This window comes from Streptomyces sp. AcH 505, assembly GCF_000818175.1.
Classification (GTDB): domain Bacteria; phylum Actinomycetota; class Actinomycetes; order Streptomycetales; family Streptomycetaceae; genus Streptomyces.
In genome coordinates this window covers 3248293-3250264 of sequence record NZ_JTIY01000001.1, presented here as the reverse complement: position 1 = coordinate 3250264, position 1972 = coordinate 3248293, and the positions used below count along the sequence as shown (strand labels likewise).

At 71.8% G+C, this 1972-nt stretch carries 3 protein-coding genes and 1 pseudogene; all 4 read left to right on the top strand.

The genetic code is table 11. The features are described 5' to 3' along the window. Nucleotides 1-277 (top strand): annotated as a pseudogene (locus HY68_RS43760) (ABC transporter ATP-binding protein); the annotation flags it as partial. Next, entirely contained in the window at nucleotides 274-933 is a 660-nt protein-coding gene (locus HY68_RS14905; RefSeq protein WP_041988971.1) for an ABC transporter permease, read from the top strand. The pseudogene HY68_RS43760 and the gene HY68_RS14905, both read left to right, overlap by 4 nt. Nucleotides 934-939: 6 nt before the next feature. After that, nucleotides 940-1605, top strand: a complete 666-nt coding sequence (locus HY68_RS14900; RefSeq protein ID WP_041988969.1) for an ABC transporter permease — start codon at nucleotides 940-942, stop codon at nucleotides 1603-1605. A 23-nt stretch (nucleotides 1606-1628) separates the two neighbouring features. Beyond that, on the top strand, nucleotides 1629-1972 hold a 344-nt coding region (locus tag HY68_RS45135; RefSeq protein ID WP_041996106.1), incomplete at its 3' end, for a glycine betaine ABC transporter substrate-binding protein.

Here is a 1972-nt window from a genome sequence, read left to right as displayed (position 1 = left end):
CGACCCCGGCACCGCGGTACGCGGCGAGCCGGCCGGTGCGGCCCCGCTGGGCCCGGTGCGTCCGCTGCGCGACACGGACACCCTGCTCGCGGCGCTGAACGAGTCGATAGCCGCGCCCGCGGGTCTGGTGGCGCGCGTCGACGCGGCCGGGGTGCTCACGGGCGTCACCTCGCGCGAGACGGTCCACGGACACGCGGGCAGCAGACACCGCGAGGCGGCGAAGGCCGCGGTCGCGGCTGTACCGGTCGCGGAACCGGCCGGGGACGCCGCCGTATGACCATCGAGTGGGCGTGGATATCCGACCACGCGAGCGATCTCACCACCCTCAGCGTCTCCCATCTCGAAGCGGCCCTCAGCGCCGTCTTCTTCGGCCTGGTCATCTCGCTGCCGCTGGCCGTCCTCGCGCACCGGGTACGCCCGCTGCGCGGCTTCCTGCTCGGGCTCTCCAACGTCCTGTTCACGATCCCGTCCATCGCCGTGTTCGTCCTGCTGCTCCCGGTCTCCGGGCTCACCCGCACCACGACCGTCATCGGCCTGACGATCTACACGCTCGTCGTGCTGCTGCGGAACACCGTCGAGGGCCTGGACGCCGTACCGGCGAGGACCCGTGAGGCGGCCGTCGCCATGGGCACCCGCCCGCTGCGGATGCTGCTGACCGTGGAGCTGCCGCTCGCCCTGCCCGTGATCATGGCGGGGGTGCGGATCGCGACCGTCATGTCCATCTCGCTCGTCAGCGTCGCCACGTACATCGGTGACGGCGGCCTCGGCCAGCTCTTCACCGACGGCTTCCAGCGCGACTTCGCCACCCCCGTGATCGCCGGTGTCGTGCTGACCCTGCTGCTCGCCCTGGTCGCCGACGCGCTGCTGGTCGGCGTGCAGTACCTGCTCACGCCCTGGACCAGGCGGCGGCACGCAGCGGACGGGAGGGCCTGACCCGCCATGTACGAACTCTTCAAGAACCTCGCCCACTGGCTGGTCTCCGGCGATCAGTGGTCAGGGGCCGACGGCATCGGCCACCGGCTCGCCGAACACCTCCAGTACTCCCTGCTGGCGACGCTGATCGCCGCCGTCATCGCGCTGCCGGTCGGCCTGCTCATCGGGCACACCGGACGCGGCGCCTTCCTCGCCATCAACCTGTCCTCGTTCGGCCGCGCCCTGCCCACCGTCGGTCTGGTCGTCCTGGTCTTCCTGGCCGGCGGCCTGTCGATGCTGCCGGTGTACGTCGCGCTGGTCGCGCTCGCCGTGCCGTCCATCGTGACCAACACGTACGCGGGCATGACCGCCGTCGACCCGGAGGTACGGGACGCGGCGCGCGGCCAGGGCATGCGCGGCCACCAGGTCCTGCTGCGCGTCGAGATCCCGCTGGCGCTCCCCCTGATCATGACCGGGCTGCGGCTCGCGCTGATCCAGGTGGTGGCGACGGCGACCATCGCCGCGTACGTCAGCTTCGGCGGGCTCGGCCGGTACGTCTTCGACGGCCTGGCCCAGCGCGACCTCGTCCAGGTGCTGGGCGGTGCCGTGCTGGTCGCGGTCGTCGCCGTCGTCCTCGACCTGGCCCTCTCCGGACTCCAGCGCGTCCTCTTCCGTCACCGCACCGCCTCATGAGGAGAACCCCCATGACCTCGTCCATGAACCGCAGGGCGCTGCTCGGCGGGATGCTCGCCGCCGCGTCCGTACCCGCACTCGCCGCGTGCAGCAGCGGCATCACCTCGCTCGACGGCGGAGGGGGCGGCACCGCCGGCGGCGGCTCCAGCTCCGGCGGACTCGTCATCGGAACCGCCAACTTCACCGAGAACCAGATCCTTGGCTATCTCTACGCGGCCGTGCTGGGCGCGGCAGGCGTCAAGACGACCGTCCGCCCCAACCTCGGCACCCGCGAGATCCTGATCCCCGCGCTCAAGGGCGGGGACATCGATCTGCTCCCCGAGTACCAGGGCTCGCTGCTGCTCTACCTCGACAAGAAGTCCACGGC